The sequence below is a fragment of the Methylobacterium soli genome, from assembly GCF_008806385.1.
In the GTDB taxonomy this organism is placed as follows: Bacteria; Pseudomonadota; Alphaproteobacteria; order Rhizobiales; family Beijerinckiaceae; genus Methylobacterium; species Methylobacterium soli.
In genome coordinates, this window is record NZ_VZZK01000002.1 from 247,984 (window position 1) to 270,414 (window position 22,431).

Consider the following 22,431-nt stretch of genomic DNA (forward strand, 5'->3'; position numbering starts at 1 on the left):
AATCCTTCTCATGCGATCGGGGCGCTCGGCAGCCCGTTTTCCGCGCCCCGAACGTTACGAGGTCCGGCTTGGATTCGATCGATCTGAAGATCCTCGCGCTGCTGCAGCACGACGCAACCCTCTCCATCGCGGCCATCGGCGAGAAGGTCGGCCTCTCGCAGACGCCCTGCTGGAAGCGCATCCAGCGCCTCGAGGCCGATGGCGTGATCGACCGCCGCGTCGCCGTGCTCGATCCGGTCAAGCTCGGCCTCGGCCTGACGGTGTTCGTCTCCATCGAGACCGCCGACCACTCGCGCGAGTGGCTGGAGCGCTTCGCCGCCACGGTGGCGGCCATGCCGGAGGTGCTGGAATTCTACCGCATGGCCGGTGACGTCGATTACATGCTCCGCGTCGTGGTGGCGGACATGCGGGCCTACGACACCTTCTACAAGCAACTCATCGCGACGCTGCCGCTGAAGAACGTCACGTCGCGATTTGCCATGGAGAAGGTGAAGTCCACCACCGCGCTCCCGCTTCCCGCGCCGCCCACCAACGGCCGTCACATGCCGACCCTGGCCGTGGTCGGAGAATAGTTTTCTCTTTTGCACTGCAACAGCAGGCAGCTCCTTCTCCCGAGACGGCGTTCTGTAAAAAGAACATTCCCCCGTTGACAGGAGGTTCGCCCGAGACGACATGGTCCCTTGATGTCACGACACGCACTCCTCCCCCGCACCGCGCCATTCGGAGAGACCGAACGGGCAAGCCTCGATGCCGTCCTGGGAACGGCGACGCCGATCCAGCGCGCCTGGCTCGCCGGCTTCCTGGCGGGCCTCGACGCCGCCGGTGGCCAGCCGGCCGCCCTGCCGGCCGCGCCCCCGAAGGCTGCGGAGCCGCTCACCATCCTGTACGCCAGCGAATCGGGGAACTCGGAGAAGCTGGCGGGCGACGTCGCCAAGCGGGCGCGCAAGAGCGGCTTCAAGCCGAAGGTCGTGGATTTCGCCGATCTCGACCTGTCGACGCTGGGCAAGGACAAGCGCCTCGTGGTGATCGCGGCGACCTGGGGCGAGGGCGAGCCCCCGGCCCGCGCCGTGCGGAGCTACAACGCGCTGATGGCGGACGGGGCACCGCGTCTCGACGGCGTCGAGTTCGGCGTCCTGGCGCTCGGCGACACGAGCTACGCGGAGTTCTGCGCCATCGGGAAGGCGATCGACGCCCGGCTCGAGGCACTCGGCGGCAAGCGCGCCTATGACCGGGCCGACCTCGACCTCGACTTCGACAAGCCGGCGGCCGATTGGATCAAGGGCGCCCTTGAGGCGCTCGCCCCGCCGGCTTCCGCGGCCGACAACGTGGTGGCGGTGGATTTCGCCCGCGGCCTTGCTGCCGACGAGGATGCCGAGCCGAGTCGCGACCCCGTCGTGGTCGAGGTGGTCGATCACGTGAACTTGAATTCCTCGCGCTCCGACAAGGAGACCATCCACCTCGCCCTCGCCTTCGAGGACGGCGCCCCGGCCTACGAGCCGGGCGATTCGCTGGAGATCTACCCCGAGAATGACCCGCAGCTCGTCGAGGAAATCCTGAAGGCCACGGGGTTCACGGGCGACGAGGCCCTGCGCCGGGCGCTGCTCGCCGAGCGCGACATCACCACCCTGTCGGCCACCACCGTCGAGCGCTTCGCCAAGGCGACCGGGCATGCCGAGGCCAAGCGCCTGATCGAGAGCGGCGAGGTCCGCGCCTGGATCGAGGGCCGCCATTTCATCGACCTGATCGAGACCTACCCGGCCGCGCTCTCGGCCGAGCACCTGAACACCATCACGCGCCCGCTGCCGCCCCGCGCCTACTCGATCGCCTCGTCGCGCCGGGAAGTCGGCGACGAGGTCCACCTCGTGATCGCGGCGGTGCGCTACGAGACCCATGGGCGCGCCCGCGCGGGCGTCGCCTCGACGCATGTGGCCGACCGCATCCGCAACGGCGCCAAGCTCCGGGTGAAGCTGAAGCCGAACCGCCATTTCCGCCTGCCGCAGGATCCGGCCACCGACATCATCATGGTGGGGCCGGGAACCGGCGTGGCGCCGTTCCGGGCCTTCGTGCAGGAGCGCCGCGCCACCGAGGCCCCGGGCCGATCCTGGCTGTTCTTCGGCGACCGGCACTTCACCCACGACTTCCTGTACCAGCTCGAATGGCAGGAGGCCCTGGAGGAGCGCGCGCTGACGCAGATCGACGTCGCCTTCTCCCGCGACCAGCCCGAGAAGATCTACGTGCAGGACCGCCTCTACGAGCGCCGTCGGGATCTCGTGGAATGGCTCGACGGCGGCGCGCATCTCTATGTCTGCGGTGACGCCAAGGCGATGGCCAAGGATGTCCGCGGCGCGGTCGTGCGCGCCTACCAGGACGTGAAGGGCCTGTCGGAGGCCGATGCCGAGGCCGCGGTGGCCGCGCTCGAACAGGCCCATCGCTACCAGCAGGACGTTTACTGAGACGGCAGGCGCCCCCCTCTCCCCCTCGACCCTGAGGAGCAGGCCCGCGATCCGAGATCGGGCGGGCCGCGCAGGCAGGCTCCGCAAGGGGCCGCGCCCGGCACCTCAGGATGGGGGGCCAGGATGGATGAGGGGACGCCCCCAACGCGGACCAGGACACAGCGCAGGCTGATGCAATCCGGGCGCGACGGGCCGCAAGGCCCGGTTGCCCCAAGAGAAGACCGGATCACCACCATGGACGACCGCAAGCCGAATCCCGGGCGCGTCTACGAGACGCCGCCGACCGAACGCCCCATCGACGAGGCCGAGGCGGCCCGCGCCGCCGGGCTCGCACACAACGAGCACCTGAAGATCGCCAGCGGCTATCTCCGGGGGACGCTGGCGGACGGGCTCCTGAAGCACGCCACTGGCGCGATCTCGGACGATGACGGCCAGCTCGTGAAATTCCACGGGATGTACCTGCAGGACGACCGCGACCTTCGCCCCGAGCGCACCAAGAAGAAGCTCGACAAGGCCTACAGCTTCATGATCCGCCTGCGCATCGCGGGCGGCGTCGTGACGCCGAAGCAGTGGCTGACCCTCGACGATATCGCGACGACTTACGCCAACGGCACCCTGCGGGCGACGACGCGCCAGACCTTCCAGTATCACGGCGTCATCAAGTCGAACCTGCGCCGGACCATGGCGGCGATCGACGGGGCGCTTCTCGACACGATCGCGGCCTGCGGCGACGTGAACCGAAACGTGATGGCGGCCACGAACCCGGCCCAGACCGGCGCCCACAAGGCCGCCTACGACCTCGCCCGGACCATCTCGGACACGCTGCTGCCCAAGACCGGCGCCTGGCGCGAGATCTGGCTCGACGGCGAGCGCGTCGTCGGCGGCGAGGAAGAGAGCTTCGTCGAGCCGGTCTACGGCAAGACCTACCTGCCGCGGAAATTCAAGATCGTGATCGCGGTGCCGCCCTCGAACGAGGTCGACATCTTCGCCCACGATCTCGGCTTCATCGCGATTCTCGACAAGAAGAACCGCGTGACCGGCTGGAACGTCACGGTGGGCGGCGGCATGGGCATGACCCATGGCGAGACCGACACCTTCCCGCGCACCGCCGACCTGATGCTGTTCTGCGAACCCGACGACGCCGTGCGGGTGGCCGAGGCCGTGATGACGGTCCAGCGCGACTGGGGCAACCGCAAGAGCCGCAAGAACGCGCGCCTCAAGTACACGATCGAGCGCTACGGCCTGGCGGCGTTCCGGGCCGAGGTCGAGAAGCGGGTCGGCAAGAGCTTCGCCGAGCCGAAGCCCTTCAAGTTCACCGGCAACGGCGACCGCTACGGCTGGGTGGCGGGCGAGGACGGGCGCCATCACCTGACGCTCTACGTGCCGTCGGGCCGGATCAAGGACATCCCGGACGGCCCGCGATTCCTGTCGGGGCTGCGCCGCATCGCCGAGGTGCACGAGGGCGATTTCCGCCTCACCGGCAACCAGAACGTGATCATCGCCAACGTGCCCGCCGCGAAGCGGCCCGAGATCGAGGCGCTCGTCGCCGAATATGAACTGACCGAGGGCGCGGGCGCCCTGCGGCGCAATTCGATGGCCTGCGTGGCGCTGCCGACCTGCGGCCTCGCGCTCGCCGAGAGCGAGCGCTACCTGCCCGATCTCCTGACCGAGCTTGAGGAGAGCCTCGCCCGCCACGGGCTCCAGGACGACGAGATCACGATCCGGATGACGGGCTGCCCCAATGGCTGCGCCCGTCCCTACATCGCCGAGATCGGTCTCGTCGGTCGCGGCCCCGAGCGCTATCACCTCTATCTCGGCGCCGCCTTCGACGGCTCGCGCCTCGGCAAGCTCTACGCCGAGGACGTGACGGCCGCCGAGATCAAGACCGTGCTCGACCCGCTCTTCGGCGCCTACGCGAAGGGCAAGAGCGCGGGCGAGCGCTTCGGCGACTTCCTGATCCGTGCCGGCTACGTGGCCCGGACCACCAACGGCCCGGATTTCCACGACGGAACCGGAGCGCTGAAGAGCGCCGCCTGAGGCCAAGCGGCTGGTTGGAAGGCGAACTCCGGACATCCCGCAGGATGCCGGAGTCGTCCTTCGAGCCCATTCGGCCGGTCGGGAGTGGCGGATCGGAACGGATCCGCCCAGCGGCGCAGCGACTGACGACGGAGCCGGACGCTCCCGCGAAACCTACTGTTTTGCAGTGCAAAGTAGTCGGGGCCCGGCCCTCTACGGCCAAGCTTGGTCGAAATCTGACCGAAAAGCTTGGGCAGCGGTGAACCGTTCTTGCGGAGCGCCGTTATAAGCTCAGGTTCATTCGGAGGCGCACATGGCCAAGCACGAGATTCTCGGCTTCTTCGAGCATCGCCGGGACGGCGCCTGGATTTGCGTGAAGCCCTTCACGCTCACCACGAAGAGCGCCAGCGTCGATATCCGCCAGGGCATGCGCTTCGATTACGGCAAGCGCATCGGCGGCGTCGATCTCGCGGAATATCTGGAACAGCTCGGCTCGCAATTCGGCTCCTGAGCCGCTTCATCGGCCAAGGCTGATCAACCCTCTCCGTCCCGCTCGGGACCGGGAGGGTTTTCTCTTGGTCAGAGGCGGTAGGCGGTGCGGCAGGCGCCCCAGTGGCGGCCCCCGACGCGGATGGGCGCATCGACTTCCCGGACCATGACGATCTGTCCGCCGACCTCGCGACGATAGACCTGCACCGTGGCAGGCCGCGTCGAGCGGGCCGCCGTGATCCCGGTGCGGTCGTCGAAGATGCGCAGGTTCCGGCAATTCGCGTTGTTCCAGACCGGATCGTCCGGACGCTGCGGCTGCGACACGCGTCGATTATGCACGGGCAGGAAGCCGTTCCGGTCGGTGACGATGCAGAACAGCATGCCGTTGTCGCGCACGAGCTCGGGCTCGAGGATCTCCGGGAGCAGGGCCTCGAAGGGGGGGGACGGAGTTGGTGCGGTATTGCTGCGGATTGGTCCCGGCGATCGGCCGGTAATCCGTGTCGAACAGGTCCGTCGCGCTGATGCGGCCGGCGGCGAGCTCGGCCTCCATGAGCTGACCGATGCGCTGGGCCAGTGCCTGCGCCTTGTTGACGAGGGGCGCGTAGGCCGTCTGGACCTCGCTGAGCTTGGCCCGCAGGCGCTCCTGGGCCCCGGCGTCCAGGGCCCCGAAGGCGCAGTGAACGCCCATCGGGCTGACGGCCGCGACGGTGACGGGCAGCCGTCCGATTTCTTCGATCGCGAGGGTGAGGGTTTGCCCCGGCTGCGGCACGCCGCCATCCGGGGTCGCGAGCAGCACGCCGCCCTCGCTGATATCCATGGTGCGGGTGCGATGCCCGCCGGCGAGATCGACCGCGAGATCCACGGGATAACGGTCGAACCGGCGCCGGTCCCCGATCTCACTTTGGCGAATCACCGCGACGAAGCGGCGACCGAGGCCCTCCGCCTGCTCGGCCGCGCGGCCGGCTGCGGCCTCCATGGCCTCCGCCTGTCCGTCGAGGGCGACCGTCGCGAGGCTGACCTCTCCGGCCTCCGTGCTCACCGTCGCGACGAGATCGGAGGTGCGGGCCGCCTCCGAGACGACGCCCGACACGGTCTCGGCCTGCTCGTCGGCGATGGTCCGGACGGTGGAGAAAGCCGGTCGGATGGCCTCGATCGCCCCGGCCACCGACTCGATTGCCCGGCCGGACGCGATCGCGCCCTCGCGCAGGCGCGTGATCCGGGTACGGACCTCGTTGGCGGCGCGCGCGGTCTCGACGGAGAGCGCCTTGACCTCGTTCGCCACCACGGCAAAGCCGCGCCCCGCCTCGCCGGCTCGCGCCGCCTCAATGGTGGCGTTGAGGGCGAGAAGGTTGGTCTGGCGCGCCACGGCGGAGATCGTCTCGACGATGCCGGCGATCTCGTTGCCCGCCTCGGCGAGCGCCGCCACCAGGGCGCGGGCTTCGTCGCCGCGGCTGCCCGCCCGGTCGAGATGGCCGCCGGCCTCGCTCATCGCCCCGGCGATGCGGGCGGAAGTGGCGGACAGAAGGCCGGTCCGCTCGGCGAGCCCGGTGCTGGCGCTCGCGGCGGATTCGGCGGCGGACGCGAGCTCCCGCATCTGCGCGCGGATGCCCGCAAGCCCCGCCTGCATCTCCACGACCTCGCCGCGTGCCGCCGCAATGGAGGCCCCCACGCCGCCGATCGCGGCCGACACGTCCTCCTCGATCCCATCGAGGATGTCAGGGTTCGGGGTGCGCGCGATCGGGACAGCCACCGCGCTCGGCTCTCCGGCCGGAACCGCGACGGTGGCCGCCGGTGGCACGGCAAGCGATTGCGACCGGGGGGATAGGGCGAAAATCATGGCGATGATCAAGCCGCCCCGACGCCTAAGATCGCGTTAAAACGAAGGTCATTCGGGGAGGTCGACATCCCTCCACGAAGGTTACCCGAACGAGGACTGACCTCTCAGGCGCCGCCCCACTGCATGGTCAGACCACCATCGACGACCCAGGTCTGGCCGGTCACGTAATCAGCATCGTCGGAAGCGAGGAACAGCGCGACCTTGGCGATCTCTTCGGGCTGGCCGGCGCGGTGCCACGGGATTTTCTCGAGGGACGCCTCGATCTTCTCCGGATGCTCGAAGCGTTCCTGCGTCATGGGAGTCTGGATCAGTCCCGGGGCGATGTTGTTCACGTTGATCCGGTCTTCGGCCAGTTCCCGCGCGAGGCTGCGGGTCAGGGATCCGACGCCCGCCTTCGACATGCCGTAGGGCGCGCTCTCGGGGGTCGGCAGGTGCTGCGCCACTGACGAGATCGTGACGATGCGACCGCGCCCGCCCTGGGCCCGCCGGAGCTTGATGAAGGGCCTGCAGCAGAAGAGCGGGCCCATCAGGTTCACCCGCAGAATCTGCTCCAGCTTGGCATCCTCCATGTCCGCCACCGCCATGCCGCTCATCGCCTGCCCGGCATTGTTAACGAGGATGTCGAGGGGACCAAGCGCGCTGGCGATCCGGTCGAAGGTCGCCGCGACCGAGGCCGGATCTCCGACATCGGTCTGCGTCACGATGGCCTTTCGGCCCGCGGCCTCGACCCGGCGCGCCGTCTCGGCCGCGCCGGCCTCGTCGGTGTGATACGTGATGGCGACATCCGCGCCCTCGCGGGCGAAGAGCTCGGCGGTCGCCTGGCCGATGCCGGAATCGGCGCCCGTGATCAGCGCCCGCTTGCCTTGCAGCTTCATGGATTCTCGTGTCCGCGGAAGGGTCGGGACGGACGGGCGCAGAGCCCCGTTTCCTCAGCCAATCCCGCCCCGGTCGCGTTGTTCCGCGGATCACACGCATCGGTCGATGAAGTGGCCGATCGGGCGGCTTCGTGCGTTGAATTCGACATGAGATCGTTTTGACGCCGGGTCCACCCCGGCTTAGGTTCCGGCCATGAACCAACACGCCGATCAGGCCCTCGTCCTCGTCGAGGAGAATGCTCCCACCACACGCTGCCGCATTCTGGAAACGGCGGAGCGGTTCTTCCGGGAGATCGGCTACCAGAAGACCACCGTGGCCGACATCGCCAAGACGCTGCGGATGAGCCCGGCGAACGTCTATCGCTTCTTCGAGTCGAAGAAGGCGATCAACGAGGCGGTGGTCGAGCGGGTGACGCGCGACATCGAGGCGCTGATCGCCAGCATCGCGGCTCGCACCGGCATGACTGCCTCCGCGCGCCTCGCCGAGATCGTGCGGGCGCTTCACCACGATTGCCTCGAGCGCTGCCAGGACAATCCGCGCATCCACGAGATGGTGGAAGCGGCGATGACCGAGAGCTGGAACGTCTGCCGCCACCATGTGGAGCGGATCAGCGACGTGCTGGTGCGCGTGGTGACGGAGGGCGCGCGCACCGGCGAGTTCGTAGTCGAGGATCCGGACATGGCGGCGCAATGCGTCCATGTGGCGATCGTGCGCTACTGCCACCCGGTCCTGGTGAGCCAGTACCCGAACGCGCCGGCCCCGCCGCTGGAGACGATGATCGCCTTCCTGCAGCGCGCGCTCGGCGCCCGCGATCCCGGACGCGCCGGCACCCCATGATCCTGTGATCGGGGGATCACGGGCTGCCGGCCCTGGCCGGATCCGGCGCTACTCCGATGCGGGGTTTGCCGGCTGCGGCGGCACGCCCTCGCTCGGCTGCGGGCCGTCATAGCCCTCGATCACGATGAGGTCGGTCTCGGCCCCGCCCTTCTGCTTGGCGCGGGCGGCCTGGTAGGCCTCCGAGTGCCAGCAGGCCAGGGCATCCGCGTAGGTCGGGAACTCGATCACGACGTTGCGGGCCCGGGATCCGCCCGACACCGCCTCGAACGGGCCGCCGCGCACGAGGAAGCGCCCGCCGAACGCCTGGAAGGCGGCGCCGTTCGCCGCCGCGTAATCCTTGTAGGCCTCCGCGTCGCGCACATCGACCCGAACGATCCAGTAGCCTCGCGCCATCTCGTTTCCCTCCTGATCACGCCATCTCGGCGACGATGCGTTGCGCCACGGCCCGCGGATCGGCCGCGCCCGTGATCGGGCGACCGACGACCACGTGGTCGATTCCCGCCGCGCGGGCTTGGCCCGGCGTCATCACGCGTTTCTGGTCGCCGGTCTCGGCGCCGGCAGGGCGGATGCCCGGCGTGACGATGAGCCGTTCCGGACCGATCACGCTCCGGACGGAACCGGCCTCGATGGCGCTGCAGACGATGCCGTCGATGCCGGCCTCCATCGCCTGACGCGCGCGCTGCGCCACGAGGTCCGGCACCGGCAGGGCGTATCCCGCCTCGCGCGCATCCGCGGCGTCGTAGGAGGTCAGAACCGTGACGGCCAGGATCTTGGGGCCGGCCGCGCCGCGTCCCCGCACGGCGGCCCGCATGGTCTGCGGGTAGGCATGCACGGTGAGGAAGGTCGCGCCGAGATCGGTGAGCGCGCGCACGCCCTCCTCGACCGTGTTGCCGATGTCGTGGAGCTTGAGATCGAGGAAGACCTTGAGGCCGCGGGCGGCGAGCTTCGGCACCAGCGCGAGGCCGCCCGCATAGGCCAGCCGGTAGCCGATCTTGTAGAAGGTCGCGCCGTCGCCGATCCGCTCGACCAGGGCCTCCGCCTCCCGCGGGTCGCCGAGGTCGAGGGCGACGATGAGGCGGTCGCGGGGATCGGTCATGGGCAAGCTCCGGGAAACGCCGGGCACCGATTCACGCGCAGCGCGCCGGTGTCAATGCGCGGCCGCGGGGGAGTTCAGGGGCCTGCGGCTCCATCACCCGCGCCACCTCGCCCTTCAGCACCGGGAGCAGCTCGGCCTCGAACCAGGGGTGCCGCTTGAGCCAGCCATTGTTGCGCCAGGACGGATGGGGCAGCGGCAGGATGCGCGGGCGCCGCTCCTCGCGCAGGATCTCCCGCCAATGCAGGACCGTGCCGGTGAGACCGTCCTGGCGGCGGCCGAGATGCCAAGCCTGAGCGTATTGCCCGATGACGAGGATCAGATCGAGGTTCGGCAACCCGGCAAACAGCGCGCCGCGCCAGGTTTCCGCGCATTCGCGCCGCGGCGGCTTGTCGCCGCCCTTCGCGTCGAGGCCGGGAAAGCAGGCGCCCATCGGCACGATGGCGACGCGGGCCGCATCGTAGAAGGCGGGCTCGTCGAGGCCGAGCCAGGCGCGCAGGCGCATGCCGGACGGGTCCATGAAGGGCGTGCCGCTGCGATGCGCCCGCGTGCCCGGCGCCTGGCTGGCGATGCAGAGGCGCGCCGTGGCGCTTCCCTGCACGATCGGGCGCGGCTCCTGCGGCAGAGCTGCGCCGTAGCGCGGCGCATCCCGACAGAGGCGGCAGGCCCGCAGGCGGGCGGCGGTGTCGTCGAAGGATGTTCCGAGGGCGGGCATGTCCGCCTGAGATGGGGCGCGGGGCCCCCCCTGCCCACGGCGCGTTTCGCCGCCCCCGAACGAAAAGACGGCGCGGTGGAAGCCGCGCCGTCGTGAGTTGGGTCGAAACCTTTGGGGAACCCCGAACCTGCGCCCGGCGCGCCCAGGCGTCTGTGCGTTTCCTCACACGCCCCGGAGGCTCGCGAGATCGAGGGGAAGCGAGCGCAGGCGCTGACCGGTGGCGGCGTAGATCGCGTTCGAGATCGCGGGCGCGAGCGTCGGCACGCCGGGCTCGCCGATGCCGGTGGGCGCGGCCTGCGAGGGCATGATGTGGACCTCGACCACCGGCATCTCGCTCATCCGGGTCGGCTCGTAGGTGTCGAAGTTGCGCTCCTGCACCACGCCGTCCGTGAGGGTGACGCGGTTGCGCAGAACCGCCGAGAGCGCGAACCCGACCGCACCCTCGACCTGCGCCCGGACCACGTCCGGCGTCACCGCGATGCCGACATCGACCGCCGCGACGATGCGGTTCACCTTGATCTTGCCGGTCTCCACCGAGACGTCGGCCACCATGGCGACATAGGAGCCGAAGGATTCGTGCGCGGCGATGCCGAGCGCCCGGCCCTTGTCGGCCTTGACGGCGTCCCAGTTCGCCTTCTCGGCGGCGAGCTTCAGGACGCCGGAGAGCCGGGGCGCCGAGGCCAGCAGGGACAGCCGGTAGGCCAGGGGGTCGACGCTTGCCGCGTGGGCGAGCTCGTCGATGAACACCTCCATGGCCTGCGCCGTGTGGGTGTGCCCGACCGAGCGCCACCACAGAACCGGCACGCCCTCGCGGGCATTGTGCACCTCGAAGCGGTAGGCCGGCAGGGCATAGGGGGTGTCCGAGGCGCCCTCGACGGTGGTGCCGTCGATGCCGTTCTTGACGATCATCGCCTCGAAGGGCGAGCCGATCATGATCGACTTGCCGACGACCACGTGCTGCCAGCCCGTGATCGCCCCCTTGGCATCGAGGCCGGCGCGCAGCTTGTGGAAGACGGTCGGGCGGTAATAGCCGCCCGTCATGTCGTCCTCGCGGGTCCAGACGAGGTGGACCGGCGCCTTGCCGCCCGTCGCCTTCATGATGTGCGCCGCCTCGGCGAGGTAATCGGCGGTCGGCGTCGCGCGGCGGCCGAAGGAGCCGCCCGCCCATTGGGTGTGCAGCCGGACCTTGTCGGTGGTGACGCCGAGGATCGCCGCCACCACGGCCTGCTCGATGGTCTGGAGCTGGCAGCCGGCGAAGACGTCGTAGCTGCCGTCCGCCGCCCGCTCGATCGTGGCGTTGAGGGGCTCCATCGCCGCGTGGGCGAGGTACGGGAAGCTGAACTCCGCCTCCAGCACCTTGGCGGCCCCCTTGATGCCGGCCTCCGGATCCCCCCGCTCGGAGGCGACGAGACCGGGGCGCTTGGCCGTCTCGCGATACTCGGCCAGGATCGCGTCGGAGGAGCGCGCCTCGGCCGCCCCATCGTCCCACGTGACCACGAGGGCGTCGCGGCCCTTGCGCGCGGTCCAGGTGTCCTTGGCGATCACCGCGACGCCGCTCGGGATCGTCACGACGTCGAGGACGCCCTTCACGGCCCGCGCGGCCTTGTCGTCGACGCTCTTCACGGTGCCGCCGAAGCGCGGCGGGTGGGCCACCAGCGCGGTGACCTGGCCGGGGCGGCGGATGTCGAGGGAATAGATCGCGCTGCCATCGGTCTTGGCGACCGAGTCGAGGCGCGCGACCTTCGTGCCGATCAGGCGCCACTGGCTCGGGTCCTTGAGGCGCGGCTCCTGCGGCACCGGCAGGGTCGCGGCCGAGACCGCGAGCGCCCCGAAGCGGGCCTCGCGCTGCGAGGCGGCGTGGCGCACCACGCCCCGCACCACCACGATCTCGGAGACCGGAACCTTCCACTGGAAGCTCGCGGCCGCCACCAGCATCTCGCGGGCGGCGGCGCCCGCCTTGCGCAGCTGGAACCAGGAATTGGCGATGGCGGTCGAGCCGCCGGTGCCCTGGACGGGCCCCATCAGCAGGTTGTTGTAGAGCGCCGCATCGGCGGGCGCGAATTCGGTGCGGACGCGAGACCAATCGGCGTCGAGTTCGTCGGCCAGGATCGCCGCGAGGCCGGTCGTGTTGCCCTGGCCCATGTCGAGATGCTTGATGATCACCGTGACGGTGTCGTCGGCGGCGATCCGCACGAAGGCGTTCGGCATCGCCTTGACGCTCGACAGATCGGGCGCTCCGGCCGCCCGGGCCGGATTCTTCAGATCGAGGCGGAAGCCGATGACGATGGCGCCCGTCGCGGCGGCGGCACCACCGAGGAAGCTGCGGCGGGAGACGCGCGGTGTGCGCGCTCCGGCCTTCGACCGACCGAGTGTCAGCATGGGGTTGCTCCAGTCAGGGCGAATGCGGGGATCAGGCGAGGGTGCGCGCGGCTTCGTGGATCGCCGCGCGGATGCGCTGGTAGGTGCCGCAGCGGCAGATATTGCCGTCCATGGCCCCCTCGATATCGGCGTCGGTCGGCTTCGGGTTGTCGCTCAGGAGGCCGATGGCCGACATGATCTGGCCGGATTGGCAGTAGCCGCACTGCACCACGTCGAGCTTGCGCCACGCGCCCTGGACCGCCTCGGCAACCCGACCAGACACGCCCTCGATCGTCGTGACCTTGGCCTCGCCGACATCCTTGATCGCGGTCTGGCAGGAGCGCACCGGCTGCCCGTCCAGATGGACCGTGCAGGCGCCGCACTGGGCGATGCCGCAGCCATACTTGGTGCCCGTCTTGTCGAGGTGGTCGCGCAGGACCCAGAGGAGCGGCGTCTCGGGGTCGGCATCGACCTCGTGAGAGACCCCGTTGACGGTCAGCTTCAGCATCGCATGCCCCTCCGGATCGAGCCTTGACCGATCAGCGCTAGTCCCGCGACGCAAGTTGAAGATGTGCGTCGTCGCACCTTGCACGCCCAGGATCGTGGCCGGCGCGCATCGGTGACGAAACTGTTGAGAATGCCGCCGATCCCGGCAGGCCGTTCTTAACACATCCGTCCCATCCTGAACGGTGTCGCGCCTCGACACCTCTGCGATTGCCCGATCCCAGGTTCCTCACGCGTAGCATCCTGACCTGATGTCCGACCTGACTGTGGAGATGGTGCAGCGGGGGCGCGGGCCCTCGACGCAGGAGGCGAACCGGCGTCGCGGGATCGCCCGCGAGATCCGCTCGGCCCGGGAGAAGCTGACCTCGACGACGGGTCTCGAGCGCGCCTTCGACTACGAGCTGCTGCGTCTCTATGCCCAGTACCGGGTCGGGGCGGGCATCCCCCTCGGGCTCTTCGCCGTCGCCCTGGCGGCGGCCTCGGTCTTCTGGGTTCCTCCGGTGGTGGCGGCGGTCTGGGCGCTGTGCGTTTTCGCCACCATCACGCTGATCACCACCCTGAGCCGGCACTTCCTGCGACAGAATCCCGGGGATGTCTCGCTCGCGCGCTGGCGCCGGCTCTTCGTCCTCAGCGAGGGCATGCAGAGCCTGTGCTGGTCCTTGATGATCGGCCTCGGCGCCACGGGGGGGCGCATCTTCGCGCTGTTCGGCCTCGTCATCGCGGCGGCGGTCGCCACCATGCTGGGCGCCACCGTGCCGGCGGCGGCGGTGGCGGGCCTCGGCCCCCTCGTGCTCGCCACCCTCTCGCTCCTCCTGTTCTCGCGCGAGCCGGACGCGATCCTGCTCGTCGCGATGGCGCTCGGCTCGCAGCTCTTCTTCATGGGTCTCGCCCGCCGGCTCTACACCTCGACGGTCGGGGCCCTCCAATCCCGGGCCGAGAAGGACGCGATCTTCGGGGAGCTGGAGCAGGCCAAGGCGAATTCCGACGAGGCGCGGCGGCGGGCGGAGGAGGCGAACCTCGCCAAGTCCCGCTTCCTCGCCACGATGAGCCACGAGCTGCGCACGCCGCTCAACGCGATCCTGGGCTTCTCCGAGGTGATGAAGAACGAGGTGTTCGGGCCCCACACCGCCCTGAGCTACCAGGAATATTCCAACGACATCCACGACAGCGGGATGCACCTCCTCAACCTGATCAACGAGATCCTGGACCTCTCGCGCATCGAGGCCGGGCGCTACGAGCTCAACGAGGAGGCGCTGCAGCTCGCTCATATCGTCGAGGAATGCCGCCACATGATGGGCCTGCGCGCCCGCCAGAAGGGCCAGATCTTCCTCGACTTCGTGGACGATTCGCTGCCGCGCCTCTGGGCCGACGAGCGCGCGCTGCGCCAGATCGTCCTGAACCTCCTGTCGAATGCCGTGAAGTTCACGCCGCCGGGCGGCGAGATCACCATCAAGGTCGGCTGGACCAGCTCGGGCGGCCAGTACGTGGCGGTGAAGGATAGCGGGCCGGGCATCCCCGAGGACGAGCTCGGCACCGTGATGTCCTCCTTCGGACGCGGCTCGCTGGCCATCAAGACCGCCGAACAGGGCTCCGGGCTCGGGCTGCCCATCGTCAAGGGCCTGGTCGATCTCCACGGCGGCCAGTTCCAGCTCAAGTCGAAGCCGCGCGAGGGCACCGAGGTGATCGTCACCTTGCCGGCGACCCGCGTGATGGACACCTTGCCGGCGATGAGCGTCGAGCCCGGCAACCTCCCGGCAAAGGCCGCCGCCAAGGCGGCTTGATCGGCGCCTGATCCGCCGCCCGGCCGCCCTATCGGCGCTCCGGGCCGCGGCGTGCCTCATCCCTCCGATCGGCCGGAAATTCCGGCCTGCGCGAAGGTCGCCATGTCGCGGTGGCAGGCCAGCGCCCCCTTGAGGAGGCCGAGCGCCATCGCGGCGCCCGACCCCTCGCCGAGGCGCATGCCGAGCGCCAGGAGCGGCACGAGGCCGAGGCGCTCCAGCACGTCCGCATGCGCGCCCTCGGCCGAGACGTGGCCCGCGAGGCAATGGTCGAGGGCGGACGGGTCGATCGCGTGCAGGATCGCGGCGGCCGCGGTCGCGACGTAGCCGTCGAGGACCACCGGCACGCGCTGGAGGCGCGCGGCCAGGATCGCGCCCGCCATCGCGGCGATCTCGCGCCCGCCGAGGCGGGCCAGCACCTCCAGCGGATCGTCGAGATGGCCCGCATGATGGGCGAGCGCCGCCTCGACGGCCGCGACCTTGCGGCCGATGCCGGCCGCGTCGACGCCGGTGCCGCGGCCGACCCAGTGCGCGGCCTCGCCCCCGAACAGGGCCGCGTAGATCGCCGCCGCGATGGTGGTGTTGCCGATGCCCATCTCGCCGACGGCGAGGCAATCGGTGCCGGCCGCCACCGCCTCCATGCCGAAGGCCATGGTGGCGACGCAGGCCTTCTCGTCGAAGGCCGGCCCCAGCGTGATGTCGCCCGTCGGCAGGTCGATGGCGAGGTCGAACACTTTGAAGCCGAGGCCGTAGGCGGCGCAGATCTGGTTGATCGCAGCGCCCCCGGCCGCGAAATTCTCGAGCATCTGGCGGTTCACCGCGTCCGGAAAGGCCGAGACGCCCCGCGCCGTGACGCCGTGGCTTCCCGCGAAGACGCAGACCAGCGGCCGATCGAGGCTCGGGCCGCCCTTGCCCTGCCAGGCGCCGAGCCACGCGACGAGGTGCTCGAGGCGCCCGAGCGCGCCGGCGGGTTTCGTCAGGCTCGCCTCGCGCTCGGCGATCATCTCCGCCGCCGCGCGATCCGGTCCGGGCATCGACGCGATCAGGCGGCGGATGTCGGCGAACGGGCTCTCCTCGGTCATGGCGCTCTCTGGGTCATGGGATCGTAAGGGTTCAGGGTCGGCTTGGGGGCGACGATGCCCGAACAAACCTGTGGGCATCGCCGCCCCGATCGAGGGCCGCCCCGGACGGGAGCTATAACGGGGCCGGCGACAGGGGTGAAGGCGAGGCGTGATGGGCGAGAGTTCGGGCGGCCCGGGCGACGGCAACCTGCCGGGCATCGACCTCGCCTACGACCTCGCCGCCTGCCTGCGCTTCTACTCGCGGCTGCCCGTGCCCCGGCTCCCCGGCGAGCCCGACCCGCACGCGACCCCGGATTTCCGCAGGGTGCCCCGGATGCTGCCGGTCGCGGGGGTGATCCTCGCGCTGCCGGCGGCCCTCGTCCTCGTCGCCGCCAAGGGGCTGGGCCTCGGACCGTTCCTGGCCGCCACCCTCGCGGTGACCTTTGCGGCCCTCGTCACCGGCGCGCTGCACGAGGATGGGCTGGCCGACCTCGCCGACGGGTTCGGGGGCGGGACAACCCGCGAGCGGCGCCTCGAGATCATGCGCGACAGCCGCATCGGGAGCTACGGGGGCGTCGCGCTGGTTCTGAGCCTGGCCCTGCGCATCGGCGCCCTGGCGACGCTCCTCGACCGGACCGGCGCCGTCTCGTCGGCCGTCGCGCTCGTCCTGGCCGCGAGTCTGTCGCGGGTCGCGGCCCTCGCCCCGATGGTGCTCCTCGCGCCGGCCCGGCCCGGGGGCGCGAGTGCCGCCGTGGGGCGGCCCAGCAAGGCCAGTGTCGGGATCGCGGCCGGGATCGGCCTCGCCCTGGCGCTCCTCGGCCTTCCTGTCGGTCTGCCGCTCGCGGGGCTCGTGCTGATGCCGCTCCTGGCGCTCACCGCGTCCCTCGTCCTGAGCGGGATCGCCCAGGCCAAGATCGGCGGCCAGACCGGCGACGTGATCGGCGCCTGCCAGCAGGTCGCCGAGATCGCGGCCCTGCTCGGGCTGATCCTGGCCGTTCCGACATGACGCGTCCGCTCGCGGTGGGCTTGATCGGGATGCGGCGTTGCGGGCATGGACGAGCATTATGAACCTGCCGCCACGCCCGAAACCATCCAGCCCCTGCACCAAGGTCTGCGTCCTCGACGCGGCCACCGGCCTCTGCGAAGGCTGCGGACGCACCCGCGACGAGATCGCCCTCTGGGGATCGCTGTCCGAGGCGCAGCGCCGCAGCATCATGGCGGGCCTCGAAGCGCGGCTGCAGCGTGCCTATCTCGAAGGTGCGGAGGTGCCGGCGGCCACATGATGTATCTCGGGCTCATCGCTCTCGCTCTGGTGCTCGTCATCCTGGTCGCCATGGACGGGAGCAGCCGCATCGGAGGCGTGATCGAACCCGACCAGCTCGCCGGACTCGCCTGGGGCGGCACCATCCTGGCCCTCGTGGTGGCGGGATTCTGGCACCAGTTCCGCGACCGGATGGGCCAAAACCTGCGATACCTGCTGATCTGGGCGCTCCTCGGCCTCGCCTGCCTGGCCGCCTATTCCTACCGCGACCAGTTCCGGGAGGTCGGGGCCCGCGTCATGGGCGAGTTGCGGCCCGGCTTCGCGTCGGTCGGCCCGGGCGGCACCGTCACGATCACGCGGCGCGCGGACGGGCCCTTCGCGGTCCGGGCCGAGGTGAACGGGCAGGCCCAGAGCTTCACCTTCGACACGGGGGCGAGCGCCGTGGTGCTCACCGCCGAGAACGCGGCCGCGCTCGGCATCCGCCCGGCCGAGCGTGACTTCTCGACCCGGGTCACGACCGCCAACGGCGTCACCTTCGCGGCGCCGATCTACCTCGACAGCCTCCGGATCGGGCCGATCACCGAGCGGCGCGTCGCCGCCATGGTGAGCCGGCCCGGCGCCCTCTCGGACAATCTCCTCGGCCAGAGCTTCCTGAGCCGCCTGCCCTCCTACGAGGTGCGCGGCGACCGGCTGATCCTGCAGGGGCGCTGAGCGCCCCGTCGGGTCCCCGGATCAGGCCGCCTCCGGCATCTCGCGCGAGACCAGCGACACGGCCTCCCGCAGGGTCGCGAGGCCGGCCTCCGCCCGAATGCCGTGGGTGGCGAGATGGCGCCGATAGGCCCGGGCGCCGGGTCGGCCGTTGAACAGGCCGAGCATGTGCCGGGTCAGGCTGTGCAGGCGGGTGCCTCCGGCCAAGGCCTCGGCGATGTAGGGCGCGTAGGCCTCGATCGCCTCGAAGGCGTCGGCGACCGGGGCCGGCACGCCGAAAAGCTCAGGGTCTACCGCGATGAGGCAAGCCGGCTCGCCGTAGGCGGCGCGGCCCATCATCACGCCGTCGACGGCGTCGAGATGCGCGCGGGCCTGCGCCACCGTGGCGATGCCGCCGTTGACGGCGATCGGCAGATCCGGCCGGGCGCGTTTGAGGCGCACCACCCGCCCGTAATCGAGGGGCGGCACGTCGCGGTTCTCCTTCGGCGACAGGCCCTGCAGCCAGGCCTTGCGCGCGTGGACCACGAGCCCGTCGGCTCCGGCCCGCACCACCGTGTCGGCGAGGCAGTCGAGGGCCGTCTCGGCGTCCTGATTGTCGACGCCGATGCGGCACTTCACCGTCACCGGCACCGACACGGCCGCCTTCATGGCCGCGACGCAATCGCCGACCAGCGCAGGCTCGCGCATCAGGCAGGCGCCGAAGCGCCCCTCCTGCACCCGGTCGGAGGGGCAGCCGACATTGAGGTTGATCTCGTCGTAGCCGTATTCCTCGGCGATCCGCGCCGCCGCGGCGAGGTCGCCCGGGTTCGAGCCGCCGAGCTGCACCGCCACCGGATGCTCGCGATCCGAGAAGCCGAGCAGGCGCTCGCGCGGCCCGTGCAGCACCGCGCCCGTCGTCACCATCTCGGTGTAGAGGCGGGCGCGCCGCGACAGGACGCGATGGAATGCCCGGCAATGCCGGTCGGTCCAGTCCATCATGGGCGCAACGCTGAACCGCCACCCGTTGAGATCGCTGGATAATCGTTCGCTGACGGTCACTGGTCGTCCATCTGGTGCGGCACCCTTGCCTCGTCGCCTCTCAGGGCCTCCCGCGTGATCCAGGGCCCGGCGATCCGGTCCCTCGGGCGCATGGCGGGCCAAGAGGCAGGGGCGGATGGGGACCATCGTTGCGCGGCCGAGGACGGGCGGCGGCACGAGATACCATGCGCAAGGGGGTCGTCAAAAGAGAGGGGCCGGCTCGACGCGAGACCAGGACCATCGACCGGAGCGACACCGTCACCCGCGCGCCGTCGCAGCGGCGGCCCGCGGGATCGGTGCGGTCCATCACAAATCGTGCGCACCCCGCCTCAACGTCGCCGCGACGGCCGAGGCGTCGCGCCCGGCAAGCCGGGGCGAGAGAGCGGGCTGGCCAGGATCGGGGGGAAACCGGCCAGCCCGCCTGTCGCGCCGGTTGGGACCGGATAGGACGCGACACCCGAATTGACGCGCCCATGCGCCTCTGTAATCCGTCACGTCATCACTTCGGCGAACGGCAACTCGAAGACGATCTCACCGGCCGCATCCGTCACGATCATCGCGGCCGAGATGAGCCGCGCGTCAGCGGTTGCCGTCATCAATTCACGGATCATGACGCGGGCCGCCTGCCACGCCGCATCCGCGTCGCCGAGGGATCGGACAAAGGGCTGCTCGACAGCCTCCGTTCCGAAAACGACCGTGAAGGTGTAGCGGGGCATCGCAAAGCTCGCGGGAGACCGGGTGGTGCTGGACAGGCGTGCAACGGGTTCAATCGAACGATAGGCGCTGTCCTGTTGCCCGTCACGAAAGTCCTGATGCCAAGCCAAGGATGGTGCTTGACGACAGACAGCCTCGATTTTGATTGCCAACACCGTGCCTTCACTCATAGGGATCCGACCCGATCACCGGACGTCCGCGCGTTCGAGCGGGATTCGTCTGACCTGCGCTGAGATGCACAACGAGGCTGCCTTGATGAACGGCCATACCGAGGCTCATCTCCAGCAGATCGCGTGGTATCTGGGCGTTCCGGTGTCCGATTTCTTCGGCGATGACACCGATCCCTCGATCTCGCCCGCAGCGGACCAGGGCGCCCGCGAGATGTTGGATCTCTGGATCCGGATCCGGGACCCGCGGGATCGGTTGCGCTGCCTCAACCTGATGCGATCTTGCGCAGCCAGGATCGACCAGCCGCTCGATCTCGTCCCACCCCAGTTTTGACGCCCGCCACTGCATCCTTCCGCATTCGACGCGGCGTCACAGCCACGCCGACGAATTTTGGGCGCTGTGACGCCCGCTGACGCCTTGCACAGCGCGAGTCGGGCGAGTACAGCACGCCACCCGGAACGTCCGGATCGGACAAGGCGCGCAGGCGCCTGCCGATCTTGTCCGGGTCCGGAGGGGTGGCCGAGTGGTTGAAGGCGCACGCCTGGAAAGTGTGTATACCGGAAACGGTATCGCGGGTTCGAATCCCGCTCCCTCCGCCAGCTAAACCGCCTCCCAAAACATCCAATGATCGCAGAGGGCTAGGACAACAGCAAAGCCTGCTGTCCTCTGCCCGACCTAACGTGCCGGCTGTGCGACGCTCAGCCTGTGTTGCCTGACCCGGAGAGCGGCCCCGATCCTCAACGCATTCCCGAACGTGCGGCGTTTCGGAGGATGTTTCCGGCCTCGGCGTCGCACTCAAATCCCATATCGGTGAAACCCGGAGTAGGCCCGCCCTCGTTCTCCGATCTCGCGCCAGATCGAATGTCCGCGGCCCGGCCTGCTCCTCTCAACCAGGTCTCGTTGACCGGCCCTGTTTCAGACACACGAAGATTGCACCTGATCAATCGGGCAATTGCGGCGTGAACGGTCGTAGGACGTGGCAGAGATTCGCATTATCGAGGGGGCGTGCGGCGCAGGATTCGGTCGCTATGAGGCCGGCCTGTTCACGTTGCCCGACGGCCGCGAGATTGGGGTGGAACGTCTCGAAACCTTCGTCATTCGCAACGCGATGGCGCTCGAAGGTCGGTGGGCGGGCGAGATCGTCGGAGGAATCCGCGGCGCCGTCGATGCCACGGTCCATCTCCCGTTGCCCCTGCGCCTTGCCGCCATCGGCGCCAGCAGGGGCCTCGGCCTGATTGACCGCGCCATTCGGACGGAAGCCATCCTGGACGCCGGCTTCGACGACGGCACCCAGATCGTCATCTCGACCAGTGCGAGCGTCTTCCACCTCATCTGCAATGATCGCGAAGTGGTGCAGCAGGCGCGATCGCGTGGGCTCATCAACCCAGGAAACCCGGAAGCGCCCCTCAGCGACGCGTCCGAAATCCAGGCGACGACCCGGGTCGATCCGGCCGAACAAACCGACGGCGCATCGCTCGCCTCTATTTTTCACTACGAGAAACGCAAAGGGCGCCTCAGACGCGTGGCGCGAAACGAAGCCCCCGATAAGCCCTGACGCGGGCGCATGAGCGGTCCATCCTCGCCAATGCCTCGCGAGACCCCGAGCGGCGTTCGCCGTCAGGGCTGCCGGACCATTGCGCTTCTGGGTAATGCCGACTTGGCGCATATTTCAGGCGTTGACATTCCTGATCCCGGGCATTGATGAAGTTGGGCCCGCTTCTCAATAGGCTGTGAACCGCAACTATTCAGCACGCATGGTTTTCAATAAACAAGCGTTCAACGAAACAGTAAATCAGATAAAATTTTCGTACTTCCAGATATCAAGAGAGTAATTTTGAAATACTTATCTTTACTAAAAGCATAATTATCAGCTTAATGACTAAATATTACGCCACACGAATGGGATAATTCGACAGGGAGGCGTCTAATCATTTAGTATTACTCCTGTTACGAATTCGCAATTCGGGCCCTGATGCGATAACGCTGACAAAGCGACAGCGGTAGCTTCGTGTCGTGATGGCAGACCAACATGCGCTCTGGAGGGCCCATGTGTAAGATCGTTCGAGCGCTTCTGGTCGCCGCTCTGCCCGTCTGGCTCACGGCACAGGCTTTGCCGTTGCGCGCCGAAGGGCAAACTCCGACGCCATCCGAGAATGGGCCCGCACTCGGTGGCCAGGGGAAGGACGATCCGCTTGAGCGGTATCGGTCCCTCGTCACGGAAAACGCGCTCTCCGAGAAGCAACACAGGCTGAGCCAGAAGATCGAGCAGGACGAGCGAAACTGGAAACGGCTAACCAGTTCGATCTGCGCGGGATGCGGGCTCCCGTCCCATTCCTCCGGGCAGGGGCGCGTGACCCCCGGCGACGTGCTCGCGAAATCCTCGATGCCGAGTCGAAACCAGGTCAGCGAGGCGCGGACGGTTGCGCAAGCGGAGGCTTCGCGGCCGACCCTGGTCGCAAGCGTCCTACGCCCGAAGGTCCGCTACGTGAAATTGCGGCGGCAACTCCTGCGCCAGACGCGATTGGCAGATGCCGCCATCCGCCGCC

22 protein-coding genes and 1 tRNA gene are annotated in these 22,431 nt (G+C 69.4%); 12 read left to right on the forward strand and 11 right to left on the reverse strand.

What is annotated here, in order from left to right:
* The first annotated feature begins 68 nt into the window (after window positions 1-68).
* The 4 genes from F6X53_RS03315 (at window position 69) to F6X53_RS03330 (ending at window position 4,980) form a co-directional block, all read left to right on the forward strand.
* The gene (locus F6X53_RS03315) at window positions 69-572 is read left to right on the forward strand and encodes an Lrp/AsnC family transcriptional regulator (protein ID WP_150997202.1); all 504 of its coding nucleotides are present in this window, start codon (window positions 69-71) and stop codon (window positions 570-572) included.
* A gap of 111 nt (window positions 573-683) precedes the next feature.
* On the forward strand, window positions 684-2,453 hold the full coding sequence (locus tag F6X53_RS03320) for a diflavin oxidoreductase (RefSeq protein WP_150997204.1): 1,770 nt from the start codon (window positions 684-686) through the stop codon (window positions 2,451-2,453).
* A 234-nt stretch (window positions 2,454-2,687) separates the two neighbouring features.
* Window positions 2,688-4,490: an NADPH-dependent assimilatory sulfite reductase hemoprotein subunit gene (locus tag F6X53_RS03325; RefSeq protein WP_150997206.1), complete on the forward strand. Its 1,803-nt coding sequence runs from the start codon at window positions 2,688-2,690 to the stop codon at window positions 4,488-4,490.
* Window positions 4,491-4,782: 292 nt separating this feature from the next.
* Window positions 4,783-4,980, forward strand: a complete 198-nt coding sequence (locus tag F6X53_RS03330) for a hypothetical protein (RefSeq protein ID WP_150997209.1) — start codon at window positions 4,783-4,785, stop codon at window positions 4,978-4,980.
* Window positions 4,981-5,048: 68 nt separating this feature from the next.
* On the opposite strand, the gene F6X53_RS03335 is transcribed toward F6X53_RS03330, so the two are convergent.
* From F6X53_RS03335 to F6X53_RS03345, 3 genes are all read right to left on the reverse strand, one after another.
* Window positions 5,049-5,339, reverse strand: a complete 291-nt coding sequence (locus F6X53_RS03335; protein ID WP_191970670.1) for an ACT domain-containing protein — start codon at window positions 5,337-5,339, stop codon at window positions 5,049-5,051.
* Window positions 5,290-6,708 carry a methyl-accepting chemotaxis protein gene (locus F6X53_RS03340; protein ID WP_150997213.1) on the reverse strand — a complete coding sequence of 473 codons (1,419 nt, stop codon included), beginning with the start codon at window positions 6,706-6,708 and terminating at the stop codon, window positions 5,290-5,292. Before F6X53_RS03340 ends, F6X53_RS03335 begins: the two co-directional genes overlap by 50 nt.
* 191 nt (window positions 6,709-6,899) lie before the next feature.
* Complete coding sequence (locus F6X53_RS03345) at window positions 6,900-7,670, reverse strand: SDR family NAD(P)-dependent oxidoreductase (protein WP_150997215.1); 771 nt, start codon at window positions 7,668-7,670, stop codon at window positions 6,900-6,902.
* A gap of 193 nt (window positions 7,671-7,863) precedes the next feature.
* Here F6X53_RS03345 and F6X53_RS03350 point away from each other — a divergent pair, with 193 nt between their 5' ends.
* Window positions 7,864-8,508, forward strand: a complete 645-nt coding sequence (locus tag F6X53_RS03350; RefSeq protein WP_150997217.1) for a TetR/AcrR family transcriptional regulator — start codon at window positions 7,864-7,866, stop codon at window positions 8,506-8,508.
* 48 nt (window positions 8,509-8,556) lie between these two features.
* On the opposite strand, the gene F6X53_RS03355 is transcribed toward F6X53_RS03350, so the two are convergent.
* The 5 genes from F6X53_RS03355 to F6X53_RS03375 all read right to left on the reverse strand — a co-directional run bounded on the left by F6X53_RS03355 (window position 8,557) and on the right by F6X53_RS03375 (window position 13,182).
* A complete protein-coding gene (locus F6X53_RS03355; RefSeq protein ID WP_150997219.1) occupies window positions 8,557-8,901 on the reverse strand; it encodes a DUF1330 domain-containing protein in 345 nt (114 codons plus the stop codon).
* A gap of 16 nt (window positions 8,902-8,917) precedes the next feature.
* Entirely contained in the window at window positions 8,918-9,604 is a 687-nt protein-coding gene (pyrF, locus tag F6X53_RS03360) for an orotidine-5'-phosphate decarboxylase (protein ID WP_150997220.1), read from the reverse strand.
* Window positions 9,605-9,635: 31 nt separating this feature from the next.
* The gene (locus tag F6X53_RS03365) at window positions 9,636-10,316 is read right to left on the reverse strand and encodes a uracil-DNA glycosylase family protein (RefSeq protein WP_150997223.1); all 681 of its coding nucleotides are present in this window, start codon (window positions 10,314-10,316) and stop codon (window positions 9,636-9,638) included.
* Window positions 10,317-10,478: 162 nt separating this feature from the next.
* Window positions 10,479-12,695: a xanthine dehydrogenase family protein molybdopterin-binding subunit gene (locus F6X53_RS03370; RefSeq protein WP_150997225.1), complete on the reverse strand. Its 2,217-nt coding sequence runs from the start codon at window positions 12,693-12,695 to the stop codon at window positions 10,479-10,481.
* 31 nt (window positions 12,696-12,726) lie between these two features.
* Window positions 12,727-13,182, reverse strand: coding sequence for a (2Fe-2S)-binding protein (locus tag F6X53_RS03375; RefSeq protein WP_150997227.1), 456 nt, complete (start codon window positions 13,180-13,182; stop codon window positions 12,727-12,729).
* 247 nt (window positions 13,183-13,429) lie between these two features.
* Here F6X53_RS03375 and F6X53_RS03380 point away from each other — a divergent pair, with 247 nt between their 5' ends.
* Window positions 13,430-14,959, forward strand: a complete 1,530-nt coding sequence (locus F6X53_RS03380) for a sensor histidine kinase (RefSeq protein WP_150997230.1) — start codon at window positions 13,430-13,432, stop codon at window positions 14,957-14,959.
* 56 nt (window positions 14,960-15,015) lie between these two features.
* On the opposite strand, the gene cobT is transcribed toward F6X53_RS03380, so the two are convergent.
* On the reverse strand, window positions 15,016-16,038 hold the full coding sequence (cobT, locus tag F6X53_RS03385) for a nicotinate-nucleotide--dimethylbenzimidazole phosphoribosyltransferase (protein ID WP_150997232.1): 1,023 nt from the start codon (window positions 16,036-16,038) through the stop codon (window positions 15,016-15,018).
* Between the two features lie 151 nt (window positions 16,039-16,189).
* On the opposite strand from cobT, the gene cobS reads away from it, so the two are divergent.
* Genes cobS through F6X53_RS03400 form a run of 3 tightly spaced genes read left to right on the forward strand, consistent with a single transcriptional unit; the run spans window position 16,190 to window position 17,989 of the window.
* The gene (cobS, locus tag F6X53_RS03390; protein ID WP_150997234.1) at window positions 16,190-17,023 is read left to right on the forward strand and encodes an adenosylcobinamide-GDP ribazoletransferase; all 834 of its coding nucleotides are present in this window, start codon (window positions 16,190-16,192) and stop codon (window positions 17,021-17,023) included.
* A gap of 58 nt (window positions 17,024-17,081) precedes the next feature.
* Window positions 17,082-17,300 (forward strand): DUF1289 domain-containing protein, encoded by a 219-nt coding sequence (locus F6X53_RS03395; RefSeq protein ID WP_150997236.1) that lies wholly within the window; start codon window positions 17,082-17,084, stop codon window positions 17,298-17,300.
* Window positions 17,297-17,989, forward strand: a complete 693-nt coding sequence (locus F6X53_RS03400; RefSeq protein ID WP_150997238.1) for a retropepsin-like aspartic protease family protein — start codon at window positions 17,297-17,299, stop codon at window positions 17,987-17,989. The genes F6X53_RS03395 and F6X53_RS03400 overlap by 4 nt, the downstream gene beginning before the upstream one ends.
* 21 nt (window positions 17,990-18,010) lie before the next feature.
* On the opposite strand, the gene dusA is transcribed toward F6X53_RS03400, so the two are convergent.
* Window positions 18,011-19,024, reverse strand: a complete 1,014-nt coding sequence (dusA, locus tag F6X53_RS03405; RefSeq protein ID WP_280525991.1) for a tRNA dihydrouridine(20/20a) synthase DusA — start codon at window positions 19,022-19,024, stop codon at window positions 18,011-18,013.
* 470 nt (window positions 19,025-19,494) lie between these two features.
* Window positions 19,495-19,887 carry a DUF6894 family protein gene (locus F6X53_RS33010; RefSeq protein WP_244965514.1) on the reverse strand — a complete coding sequence of 131 codons (393 nt, stop codon included), beginning with the start codon at window positions 19,885-19,887 and terminating at the stop codon, window positions 19,495-19,497.
* 64 nt (window positions 19,888-19,951) lie between these two features.
* Between F6X53_RS33010 and F6X53_RS03415 the strand changes: the two genes are divergently transcribed.
* The 3 genes from F6X53_RS03415 to F6X53_RS03425 all read left to right on the forward strand — a co-directional run bounded on the left by F6X53_RS03415 (window position 19,952) and on the right by F6X53_RS03425 (window position 21,440).
* On the forward strand, window positions 19,952-20,218 hold the full coding sequence (locus tag F6X53_RS03415) for a hypothetical protein (RefSeq protein WP_191970671.1): 267 nt from the start codon (window positions 19,952-19,954) through the stop codon (window positions 20,216-20,218).
* A 176-nt stretch (window positions 20,219-20,394) separates the two neighbouring features.
* Window positions 20,395-20,484 (forward strand) — tRNA-Ser (locus tag F6X53_RS03420).
* Window positions 20,485-20,861: 377 nt separating this feature from the next.
* Window positions 20,862-21,440: a hypothetical protein gene (locus F6X53_RS03425; RefSeq protein WP_150997246.1), complete on the forward strand. Its 579-nt coding sequence runs from the start codon at window positions 20,862-20,864 to the stop codon at window positions 21,438-21,440.
* Window positions 21,441-22,431 lie beyond the last annotated feature (991 nt).